8 protein-coding genes are annotated in these 10,720 nt (G+C 50.4%); 4 read left to right on the forward strand and 4 right to left on the reverse strand.

Translation table 11 applies throughout. From position 1 onward, the window contains the following. Window positions 1–42: 42 nt before the first annotated feature. The 4 genes from Enr17x_RS01375 to Enr17x_RS01390 form a co-directional block, all read right to left on the reverse strand. Complete coding sequence (locus tag Enr17x_RS01375; RefSeq protein WP_145305463.1) at window positions 43–1,557, reverse strand: FG-GAP-like repeat-containing protein; 1,515 nt, start codon at window positions 1,555–1,557, stop codon at window positions 43–45. Further along, window positions 1,557–2,708, reverse strand: a complete 1,152-nt coding sequence (locus tag Enr17x_RS01380) for an SGNH/GDSL hydrolase family protein (RefSeq protein WP_145305464.1) — start codon at window positions 2,706–2,708, stop codon at window positions 1,557–1,559. The genes Enr17x_RS01375 and Enr17x_RS01380 overlap by 1 nt, the downstream gene beginning before the upstream one ends. Before the next feature lie 126 nt (window positions 2,709–2,834). Then, window positions 2,835–3,431 carry an NADPH-dependent FMN reductase gene (locus Enr17x_RS01385; RefSeq protein WP_145305465.1) on the reverse strand — a complete coding sequence of 199 codons (597 nt, stop codon included), beginning with the start codon at window positions 3,429–3,431 and terminating at the stop codon, window positions 2,835–2,837. A 267-nt stretch (window positions 3,432–3,698) separates the two neighbouring features. Continuing rightward, window positions 3,699–4,709 (reverse strand): DUF1559 domain-containing protein, encoded by a 1,011-nt coding sequence (locus Enr17x_RS01390; RefSeq protein ID WP_145305466.1) that lies wholly within the window; start codon window positions 4,707–4,709, stop codon window positions 3,699–3,701. Between the two features lie 462 nt (window positions 4,710–5,171). Between Enr17x_RS01390 and Enr17x_RS01395 the strand changes: the two genes are divergently transcribed. The 4 genes from Enr17x_RS01395 (at window position 5,172) to Enr17x_RS01410 (ending at window position 10,704) form a co-directional block, all read left to right on the forward strand. Continuing rightward, on the forward strand, window positions 5,172–6,599 hold the full coding sequence (locus tag Enr17x_RS01395; protein WP_145305467.1) for a sensor histidine kinase: 1,428 nt from the start codon (window positions 5,172–5,174) through the stop codon (window positions 6,597–6,599). Beyond that, window positions 6,577–7,989, forward strand: a complete 1,413-nt coding sequence (locus Enr17x_RS01400; RefSeq protein WP_145305468.1) for a sigma-54-dependent transcriptional regulator — start codon at window positions 6,577–6,579, stop codon at window positions 7,987–7,989. Before Enr17x_RS01395 ends, Enr17x_RS01400 begins: the two co-directional genes overlap by 23 nt. 33 nt (window positions 7,990–8,022) lie before the next feature. Further along, on the forward strand, window positions 8,023–9,504 hold the full coding sequence (locus Enr17x_RS01405; protein ID WP_390622560.1) for a sulfatase: 1,482 nt from the start codon (window positions 8,023–8,025) through the stop codon (window positions 9,502–9,504). 237 nt (window positions 9,505–9,741) lie between these two features. Continuing rightward, complete coding sequence (locus tag Enr17x_RS01410) at window positions 9,742–10,704, forward strand: AAA family ATPase (protein WP_145305470.1); 963 nt, start codon at window positions 9,742–9,744, stop codon at window positions 10,702–10,704. Window positions 10,705–10,720 lie beyond the last annotated feature (16 nt).

Below are 10,720 nucleotides of genomic sequence, written 5' to 3' on the forward strand. Positions count from 1 at the left end.
ACTTTCGTGTGGTTTCGTGAATTTCGTGGTAGCAAAAAAAGATCAATTGCCAGGCCCGTCGTTCCACCAGATGGAAAACCATTCTGCAGGCGCTGACTGATTGGTCTCGCGTGGTTCAAAATTTCCGACTGCCAGATCCAGGTCGCCATCTGCATCAAAGTCCCCTGCTTCAATGACCGCATGTTGTCCCTTCGAATAATCGAGCGGATGCGGAATAAACTCGCCCGGTTTTTGTTGTTCATACCAGACGACCGTATTTCGCGGCTCCTGATAATCCCAGGTCATTGTGCAGGCAGCGAGATCGATATCGCCGTCACCATCGAAGTCACCGTGCGTGGCGCAATAGGCGCCCGTTAAGGGGGCGATCCGGTGGTGATGAAAGGGGAATGTGCCCCTGTTTTCCAGCCATTGCAGCGAATGACTGGGGCGAAGGTCAAAGCTATCCATTGTATCGCCGTTGGTATACAGCAAATCGAGGTCGCCATCCTGGTCAATGTCCACCAGCGAAATGCTGGATGAACCATAGGCGGGATCGGAGGCCTGATACACGGTCTCTTTTTTAAACCGGCCGTCACCCTGATTCAAAAACGCGATGATGATTTCATGTTCCTGTGAGAACAGTGTGACAAAATCGAGCAGACCATCGCGATTGAAATCGGTGATCACGACGTGGCTGGCGCCATGCCGATCGTCGAGCACTTGTTTTTCGAACTTGAGATTTATCTTGGACGGAGAGTCATTTTTCAGATAGAGCAGTCGGCCCGTCTTTTGCCAGCCAAATTCCGCAACAATGAGATCGAGATCGCCGTCCCCGTCAAAGTCTGCCGCTTTGGCATCGGCGACACGCCCCAGTCTTTCCTGCAGCTGTTGTGGTATATATTTCTGTGTCTCTTCATCGAACATCAGCAGTGTGACTTTCCCCCGGTCATGATCCTCGGGACCGAAACTACCCAGATCAGCGATGACATAATCGTCGTGCTGATCCTGATTCAGGTCGACACGTTCAATATGTGCCGGGTGGTTTCGTTTGGCCAGCGATTGAAACGCAGGTTTACCTGCTGTAAACAGGATGCGTCCGATCTCGCCCGATCCCAGGTCGGTGATCAATAATTCTCCGGTTCCTTTTTTATCCGGTGTCCAGTTCAAGTTGGAAACGCCGGGAAGTTGGTCGGTTGCCGGATTTGGAATTTTCTGTCTTCGAAACGTGACCGGGCCGGGCAGGGGGTTCGCGGTCTGTTGAGGAAGCACATGCTTTTCAGGCGCCTGTGATTCGAAGTATTGAATCACTTCAGGCATCGGTGGCACGCGGAGCTGCTTGTGCTGAGACTGTTCATAGTGGGCATACTCACGCGGAATCTGCATCCGCCACGATTCTTTCGTGAGGATACCTGGTTCCGGACAGAGGTGACAGCTGCCGCAAAAATTTTGAATCTCGGCGTGAAATTCCTCAAAGCGCGCGTCCGAAGAGAGTGCTGTGCTTGGTTGAGACAGCGGTTCCTGTTTCTCGCACGACAGAGGCACAGCAAGAAACAGGAAGAACCAGAGTCGAATCCACATTAGTTCGATTGTTGCTCAAGGATCGGCTTGAGCACCTTCTCGAAGGCATCCGCCTGTCGGAAAAATCCCAGGTCGGTGGGATGCGAACTATCGACCGTGCCTTCGGTATCCTCGCCCAGTAATCCATCGCCTTCCAGATAATACAGGTTTTTAACACCCTCTTTTTTCAGACGCTCGTACGCTTCGCGGAGTGCCTGACGACTGGTACGGTGTCGTTTCTGGCTGCTCTTTTTAAGATACGCGTTCGAATAGGTGCGGTCTTCTACAAGTAGAATCGGCGTTTCCGGGTGGGCGGCTCGCAGTGTTTTGACCAGCGGCTCGGTCTCTTTGGCAACAACGTCGGCTTTCACGTTAGGCAGGCAATCCATAATGAATACGCTCGCATCCAGTTCGGCAACCAGTTTGGCGACTTCCGGTTCCATGCGACCATTGCCGGAAAACCCGAGGTTGATCACCGGGCGATTCAGCCGGCGTCCCAGAATTGCGGTATGTACCATACCAGGGCGAGACGCACAGCCCCCTTGTGTGATCGACGTTCCCCAGAAGACCAGCGGTTTATTTTTGCCCGATTCACGAGGCGGTGCTTTCCAGAGTTGGCTGGATTCGGGAATACCAATTTCCACCGATGTGACACCATTATAGAGTGGAAGATACAAAAAATATTCGCGTGTTCCTGGAATCAAATCCGAGATCAGAGTGAGGATGTTTTCCTGTCTGGTCGGTTTGCCAACCGCCAGCCAGCACCATTTCTCGGTATCGGTTTTCACATACAGGTCCACGCCACTTACACCGGTACCCGCCATGTGCGGCAATGCCAGAGAAGCTGAGGTCAGTTTCCACTTGGCTTTGATTGTGGTGGCATCGGTGACAAAGCGGACTGCCATGCCGGCGGAATGTTTGCTGAGTGACCAGACAGGCGGACGAACGACGCCTTTGGCTTTCGCAGGCAGACGATCAAAAAAGGCTTCTGTGTCAGCCCAGCCTTTTCCTTCTACACCTATATTTTTGATATCAAACCATTGTGTTTTGTCTTTTTCATCTACAGAGGAGGGAGTGAGTGGTTGATCTGCTGCCGAGGCAGTCTGAAACTGAGCTCCACAGACAAGAAGTGACGCAATGATCGGCATTCGAAGGAGTTTTTTGAAAGTCATGTTGATTCCTGTAGTCAACTCGCAAGTAGGAAGAAAAGGAGAGTTCCCTTCATCTTAACTACAGCAATCAGGAAAAAGAAAGTTGACTGTACGAATTCAAGTTAAAGATTCTTCAACTCAGATGCTTCAAAAGTCCATTTTGTTCAGCTGTGCAATAAAGCTGGAGAGATCCCGGCCCTGATCCAGAATTTGCTGCTGTTGTTTTTCATCTTTCAAATTACCGGCTGCGTCGAATGCTTCGTGTGCGCTGGAGATAGCGGTCTGTGCCGGCAGCATAATACAGCCCAATCCTCCCAGAATGGCTCTTAGATGAACGAGCCCTCTCAGGCCTCCCAGTCCACCGGGGGAAGCACTCATGATGGAAACCACTTTGCCACGAAAGGCAGGCAGGGAACCAGGGGGATCACCTTCATCAGCGCGGGTAGCCCAGTCAATCGAATTTTTCAATACTGCGGACAGAGAACCATTGTATTCAGGAGAGGCGATCAGAATTCCGTCACAGCCCACCAGCAGTTTTTTGAATTTGCGGGCGTGTTCGTTTTTACCCTCCCTCGCTTCCAGATCTTCATCAAACAAGGGCATGGGATAATCGCGCAGGTCAATCACCGTTACGTCGGCCCCTGCTTCTCGGGCTCCTTTAGCCGCAATTGCGACGAGACGCTTATTATATGAATTCTCTCGGGTACTTCCTGCAAAAGCGATAACACGCGGTTGATAACTCATTGTGCTAATCCTTGTTCGTGTTAGCAATATCCCCAAAACAGAGAGGTGGTTTGTTTGCCTGTCTCATTGTTGTAGATTTTTGAAGTTGTTTTTGAAAGGTGAGATCGTGATATTTCCTATACTTTTAGGAATTGATCCCATTTTCACTCAGCAGGAATGAATACAATTCAATTCTCTCAACTACTTCGAGCGCAACAAAAAAGAGTTGATCTGATCTCAGATCAACTCTTTCAGTTTCCATTTCATTGAACGTGCGAAGCAGCTAAATCAGAATTCGCCAAGTACCTCTCCGTTCGCACGCGTTCCTAAAGCCCGCCAGATATCCAGTGAAATATTCTCGCTGATCGTTCGCACCGAGCCATCGACCAGAACCGCGTTGACGACGCCGATGTGATGACTTCGCGACGTGATGATCGCATACGTTGGTGAGCCGGCGTTGCCATTTCTTCCTTCCTGCCAGGAATTGTAGTCGACGTCATATTCTGTCCCAGAATCGGTGAAGGGCACGTAGGTATTGGGGTTCATAGTGACGGTGAAACCAGTGTGATGGACACGGCCGTCGGGCCATTCAGTATGCCCGGTTGCTGGATTCACTTTCAGGCTGGTACCTGATGCCGCCATCGTAGCTGCCGCGGATGCCGTATTGGGAATTGTCGTGCTGGGAGGACCAGCGTTGCGGGTATAAGGTTGCCAGCCTTTAACCTCAGAAGCCAGAAGTGTGTTGCTGGTGCCATCGGTGAATGCTGCCATCGTCAAACTGGCATTCGGGTAAATGGCACCATTGCCTCCACTACCATTGGCGGGGTCAAAGACAAACCAAGTTCCATAGTTAAATCCGTAATTGGTAGGGTATAACTTTACTTTTCCGCCGCCGGGATCGCGAACCTGATCACTTTTAGGATCGCTGGGGCAGGCATAAACGGGGATTTTCAAACCATCAATGGCAGTTTGAAAATCCCAGGCGATCGAAAGATCGACATTGTTATACAGATTACCCTGCTCCAGTAATGGAAGGATGCGCCCATGCACGCCCCACGAGCCGTTGCTACCAGATGTAGATACGGAAAGATCCACACTCGCACCTGGGGGGAGATAGCGATAGCTGCTGACATAATTGTGCACAGCCAGTCCCAGTTGTTTCAGATGATTTTTACATTGTGTTCTGCGGGCTGCTTCACGTGCCTGTTGCACTGCGGGCAGCAGCAAGGCGATTAAAATCGCGATGATGGCGATCACCACGAGTAATTCAATGAGGGTAAATCCACGTTTATTACGCATCTCAGTTGTTCCTGTAGAGGTCGCTTTTTGGTTCGTGATTGGATAATGTATCCTGCAATAAGTGCAAAAGGTGTACCAAAGTCCCTGTTTTCAAGGGGTTCCGTCATTTACTGAGCCGTTGGTTCGGTTTATAACGAGTTAGAATTCGTTGCCCGGGTTCTGACTCGTTGAAATCTACAAAGCAGTGTCAGAAAAACAGACAGCGGCGCCGAAATACACGACAGGCTGGGTGATTAGATTGCGTTAAAACAGGTCCTGTTTATTAGCTCCACAAGAGAATTCTAGTTGTTCTGGCAGGTTCAATGTATTTTCTCCTCCTGGTTTATCATAAAATAAGAAGCATCAGGGAAGAAACTGTGGCGAATTGGCATGCGGAAGAAGAGCACTGGTTCAGGGTTAGCAGGAGGCACGTCACAGGATTCGTAAACAGTTTTTGTTTCAGTAAAAGAAGGCACTCCGTTGATGCGCTGGCCGTTGAGGTACCAGATTCTGATTCCGATGGTCGGCATCATGGTTTGCGCGATTGTCAGCGTGACGTTGTTACACGCTTATCTTTCAACCAACCAGATCAAGTTGCAGATTCGGGATCAGTTCCGTCAAATCGCGCATACATTGAACGAAGCCACGTTTCCGCTTACCGCAGCGGTCTTAAATCAAACCAAGGGTTTATCCGGAGCCGATTTTGTACTCGTGGAACAGCAGGGCGACGTGCTGTCTTCGACCCGCCCTGATTTTATCCCTCCTCCGGTTACACATACGCCTCCTGAATGGAATGAATTGCAGATTTCCGATGTGATTCAAACCGGCGATACGCACTTTTTTCATTCGGTTGTGCAGATCCAGCCTCGTGGTCGCACACAGTCACTGCGGTATTTGCATATCTATTACCCGGTCAAGGAATACCGGGAAGCACTTTCGAATGCCATTTATCCGTCGCTCCTGGCAGGCAGTATCGCATTGATAGTCGTCGCTTTTTTAGCGACGGTGATAGCCGCACGCGTCACGCGTCCCTTGCAGCGGCTGGATCGCAAAGTCGCACAGATCGCGCATGGGGACTTTCAACCCATGATTCTGCCAGCCCGTGATGATGAAATTCGCGACTTGAGTATTTCCATCAACCGGATGGCAGAATTGTTAGGCGATTACGAAGACGAAATTAAACGCAGCGAACGATTGAAAACGCTGGGGCAACTGCGAGGGGCCATCGCGCACCAGTTGCGGAATGCCGTCACCGGATGTCGTATCGCGTTGGATTTGCATCTTCGCAAATGCCCCGTCGATCAACAGGACGAAACCCTGCAGGTTGCCAATCGTCAGTTGTGTATGATCGAACAATATCTGCAGAGCTTTCTGGAGAATAAGGGGGGGCATTTTTCCAGTTTTCAACAAGTCGATTTGAGTGAAATCGTCTCCAAAGTCATCAGCCTGGTCACACCAACGGCCAGACACTTCGGGATCGAAATCAAAGATACATCGGTTGCGGAAGAAATTATGATTCAGGGAGACGCGGAATCGCTCGAACAATTGATCTCCAACCTCTTACTCAATGCCATTGAGGCAGCGGTTCCTGTAGAGTCAGAAGAGGGAACAGAATCAACTGATCGCGGGCAGATCAGTATCCGGCTGTTTCAAAGCAGCCCGGAGTCTGTTACTTTGGAAATACAGGATACAGGACCAGGTCCGGAGCCTTCGATTGTGAATAAAATGTTTGAACCACTGGTAACCGCCAAAAAAGATGGAACCGGTCTGGGTTTGTTTGTCGCCAGAGAAATCGTACAGAATCATGTCGGTGAGATCCGCTGGGAACGCCGGAATCAGAAAACATGCTTCATTGTTGAGTTGCCTCTGGTAAATGTGGAGAAAGAGTGTGTCGAAACTACTAATTGTTGATGATGAAGAATCGATCTGCTGGGGGCTCAGCCAGCTAGGTGAGAGCCACGGCCATCAGGTGATGATGGCTTCGACCGCAGAACAGGCATTGAGCCTGGCCGAAGAGAATCGCCCTGATGTGGTGGTGATGGATGTTCGTCTGCCTGGTATGGATGGTTTAACCGCCATGCAGGGGCTCTATGATCGGATTGGCCCGGTGCCTGTGATCGTGATTACTGCTTATGGAGATTTGCAGACGGCAGTCGAAGCTGTGCGTAAAGGAGCCTTCGATTATATTGTCAAGCCGTTCGATTTGAACCAGATGGAGCAGGTACTGGATAAAGCCATCAATGAGTCGCAGCGCGAAGAACACATGCCCGGCGAAACCCGCCAGGTAGAAGGTCTTGTCGGCTCAACACCGGAGATGCAAGACGTGTTCAAGTCGATAGCGCTGGTTGCCGGCTCGGAAGCGAGTGTGCTGCTGTCCGGAGAAAGCGGAACGGGCAAAGAGTTGGCGGCGCAGGCCATTCATCGATTCAGTGAACGTGCTTCCGGTCCTTTTGTAGCTGTGAATATTGCCTCGCTCAGTGAAAATCTGGCAGAAAGTGAACTGTTCGGCCACGCGCAAGGAGCTTTCACCGGCGCCGAATCGGCGCGGGTCGGGTTCCTTGAGCAGGCCGATCAGGGAACATTATTTCTGGATGAAGTCGCCGATATTCCCATTTCGATTCAGATCAAACTCTTAAGGGCCCTTGAAGAGGGCGAAGTCCTGCCGGTCGGATCAAATCAGCGCGTTAAAACCAGTTTTCGAGTGATTGCCGCTACGCACCGCAATCTGGAATCATTGATCAAACAAGGGAAATTTCGCCACGATCTCTATTTTCGCTTGTGCACATTTCAGATCGAGATCCCTCCTTTGAGAAAACGTGTCGGCGATATTCGCGTGCTCGCCGAATTTTTTCTGGAACGGTTTGTCGACCTCCAGACTGGCATGCAACACCGTTTAAGTTCCGAAGCGATTGCCGAACTCGAACGGCGCCCCTGGTATGGCAATGTACGTGAATTGCGAAATGCGATTGAGCATGCAGCGCTCCGCGCACGGGGCGGAACGATTCTTCCTGAGGATTTACCGTCCCCCGTTTCCAAATCATTCCTGGGAATGGATGAATCCGAGGCAGGCTCCGATGCGCAAGTTGCGACATTGCTGAAGCAGTGGGCTGAACTACAACTGACTGATCCGGAACAGGCATCGGATATTTATGAGAAACTGCTGGCTTTGGTCGAGCCTCCCGTAATGGAAATTGCTTTAGAAAAATTCCATGGACAATGTGCGCCGGCTGCTCGTTGTCTGGGCTTGCATCGGACCACACTAAGTAAGAAACTGAAACAGTACGGAATTGAAAATAGTTGATCTAATCTACTGAGGTAATTCAACATGAAGCTGATGTCGCGCTCCATTATTCTGTTGACGATTACGTTGCTGGCTCTTGAGGGCTCGTTGGCGTTTGCTGCTGAAAAAAAGTCAAGGCCGTTGAACTTTGTGTTCATTCTGGTAGATGATCTCGGCTACATGGATGTCGGTTGTAATAATCCGGACACATTTTATGAAACGCCACATATCAACCAGTTGGCGAAAACCGGTATGCGTTTTACGAATGGCTATGCCGCCAATCCGGTTTGCAGTCCCACACGTTACAGCATCATGACCGGAAAATATCCGACGCGCGTTGATGCCACCAACTTCTTTTCCGGGAAGCGAGCCGGCAAATTTCTGCCCGCACCGCTGAACGACAAGATGCCCTTAGATGAAATCACCATCGCGGAAGCCCTCAAAGAACACGGCTACTCTACGTTTTTCGCCGGGAAGTGGCATCTGGGACCAACCGAAGAGTTCTGGCCTGAAAACCAGGGCTTTGATATCAACCGGGCAGGTTGGACTCGGGGCGGCCCCTATGGTGGGAAAAAATATTTCTCCCCGTATGGAAATCCCCGTTTGACTGACGGACCTGATGGAGAGCATCTGCCCGATCGTCTGGCCACAGAAACGGCAAAATTCATCGACGCACATCGCGAGCAACCCTTCTTCGCATATCTTGCCTTTTATTCGGTGCACACTCCGTTGATGGGGCCCAAGCCTCTGGTTGCCAAATATCAGGCGAAAGCAAAGCGACTGGGTTTAACCGGGCAGGAAGAATTTGCCGATGAAGAGCAGGTCTTTCCCGTCAAAGAAAAGCGGCGCGTTAGAATCCTGCAAAACCATGCCGTCTATGCGGCGATGGTGGAATCCATGGATCGGGCTGTGGGCAAAGTGTTGAAACAGCTGGACGCTTCAGGCGTAGCGGACAATACCGTAGTCATGTTGACCGCAGATAACGGCGGCTTGAGTACTTCGGAAGGTTCGCCGACCTCGAACCTGCCTTTGAGAGGGGGCAAGGGTTGGTTGTATGAAGGAGGCATTCGCGAAGTCTTTCTGGTTCGTTGGCCCGGTGGAACAAAACCTGGGAGCACGTGTGATGAACCAGTTATCACGACCGATTTTTATCCCACGATTCTGGATCTGGCGGGACTGCCTGCAAAGCCGGAGCAACATCGGGACGGCGTCAGTCTCAAGCCTTTATTGACAGGGCAGTCTCAGTTGAAGCGAGATGCGTTGTACTGGCATTATCCACATTACTCCAATCAGGGGGGCATCCCAGGGGGTGCAATCCGCAAGGGAGACTGGAAACTGATTGAGCGCTTCGAAGATGGTCGCGCGCAGCTCTATAACCTGAAGCAGGATCTCGGAGAACGGACCGATCTGGCATCCAAAGAGACGCAGCGCGTCTCTGATATGCGTCAACAACTGCATCGTTGGTATCAGGAAACGGATGCCAAGTTTTTACGTGCGAAGCCGAACGGACCAGAGCCCTGGCAACCTGAGAACTGATAGGGGGAATTGAACAAATCTAAAGGCAACGATTGTCTTAACAGATGGAGAATAACTTCATAAAGAATTCAAAATTGATTATGCATGCGGGAAAATAATTGCCGTCAGTCCTTTCATTTTCTGGTGATCTGTTATAATTCAATGTATCACCGTAATTTGTGGTCGAAAATCATTATTGATCATTCACTTTGAAACGGCATTTCTCCAATCAAACCCTATCCATGATTGAGACGTTTTATGGCACAGTCAACCTTGCCGGAACAGAGCGAAAAATACGCTCAAAAACTGAGCCTGTTAAGAAATAATCTCAGTAGCGTGATTCGGGGGAAGTCGGAGAGCATCGATATGATGATCGTCGCGTTGCTCTCTAGTGGGTCTGTGTTGATGGAAGATGTTCCCGGAACGGGGAAAACGACTCTGGCCAAAGCACTCGCACGCTCGCTTGATGTTCCTTTCAATCGTGTGCAGTTTACGCCCGATCTGCTGCCGACGGATATTCTCGGTTCTTCGATTTATAATCCTGTGGATGGCACCTTTCATTTTAGGGAAGGGCCCATTTTTTGTAATATCCTGCTGGCGGATGAAATTAACCGTGCGTCGCCTCGAACGCAATCGGCTCTCTTGGAAGCGATGAGTGAATCGCAGGCCACCATTGAAGGAGTTCGTTACTTACTTCCTTCCCCGTTCTTTGTTCTGGCGACTCAGAATCCGGTTGACTTTCATGGCACCTATCCTTTGCCGGAAGCGCAACTGGACCGTTTTCTGATTCATCTGCAACTGGGTTACCCGGATACAGATCATGAAATCGAAATCCTGTTTGCGCAATCAACCGAGCACCCCGTGGATCATTTGGAACGGGTGCTGAACCATGAAGAGGTTGTGCAAATGCAGGATCAGGTAAAAACCGTGCATGTCGAACAGAGCGTGGCCCGCTATATGATCGATCTGGTGAATGCGACGCGGAACGATGCTCGTCTGAAACTGGGTGTCAGCCCCCGTGGTTCGCTAATGCTGTTCCGTGCGGCGCAGGCGATTGCATTTTTAAAAGGCAGGAATTATGTGCTGCCAGATGATGTGCAGCACATGGCTGACTATGTCTTAGCGCACCGTTTAATTTTAACATCGAAAGCAAAATACAGCAGTATTACCAAAATGGATGTGGTCTCCGATATTGTCCAAAAAGTGAAAGTACCCAATTAGCCGCACATGCGGGCTT

Source organism: Gimesia fumaroli, assembly GCF_007754425.1.
GTDB lineage: Bacteria > Planctomycetota > Planctomycetia > Planctomycetales > Planctomycetaceae > Gimesia > Gimesia fumaroli.

Coding starts and splice junctions, on each gene's coding strand:
- Enr17x_RS01375 (WP_145305463.1), bottom strand. CDS start 1,557: ATGTGGATTCGACTCTGGTTCTTCCTGTTTCTTGCTGTGCCTCTGTCG.
- Enr17x_RS01380 (WP_145305464.1), bottom strand. CDS start 2,708: ATGACTTTCAAAAAACTCCTTCGAATGCCGATCATTGCGTCACTTCTT.
- Enr17x_RS01385 (WP_145305465.1), bottom strand. CDS start 3,431: ATGAGTTATCAACCGCGTGTTATCGCTTTTGCAGGAAGTACCCGAGAG.
- Enr17x_RS01390 (WP_145305466.1), bottom strand. CDS start 4,709: ATGCGTAATAAACGTGGATTTACCCTCATTGAATTACTCGTGGTGATC.
- Enr17x_RS01395 (WP_145305467.1), top strand. CDS start 5,172: ATGCGCTGGCCGTTGAGGTACCAGATTCTGATTCCGATGGTCGGCATC.
- Enr17x_RS01405 (WP_390622560.1), top strand. CDS start 8,023: ATGTCGCGCTCCATTATTCTGTTGACGATTACGTTGCTGGCTCTTGAG.
- Enr17x_RS01410 (WP_145305470.1), top strand. CDS start 9,742: ATGGCACAGTCAACCTTGCCGGAACAGAGCGAAAAATACGCTCAAAAA.